1 pseudogene is annotated in these 319 nt (G+C 54.9%); it reads left to right on the top strand.

Annotated elements, in window-relative coordinates:
- Positions 1-319 (top strand): annotated as a pseudogene (locus MXD62_RS10840) (thiaminase II); the annotation flags it as partial.

Here is a 319-nt window from a genome sequence, read left to right as displayed (position 1 = left end):
GGATTACGTTTTTCTGATTGATTATGCCAAGCTGTTCGCGATCGCAAGCGCGAAAGCAGACGACCTCGATACAAGCGCCCGTTTCGCAGCGTTGCAGGAGGCGACGCTTCACGCGGAGATGGACTTGCACCGATCATACGCGGAACAATTCGGGATTTCGCGGGAGGAGCTTGAGGCAACCAAGCCTTCGTTCGTGATGCTCGCTTACACCAGCTACATGCTGAAGGTGGCTCACCAAGGGTCTTTGGCTGATCTGATCAGCGCCCTTCTGCCCTGCATGTGGAGTTATTGGGAAATCGGCAAAAGGCTTGCCGCGATA

Source organism: Frankia sp. Mgl5 (genome assembly GCF_023242985.1).
Classification (GTDB): Bacteria; Actinomycetota; Actinomycetes; order Frankiales; family Frankiaceae; genus Parafrankia; species Parafrankia soli.
Note: the sequence above shows the minus strand (reverse complement) of the source record. Positions and strands in the feature narration are given on the sequence as shown.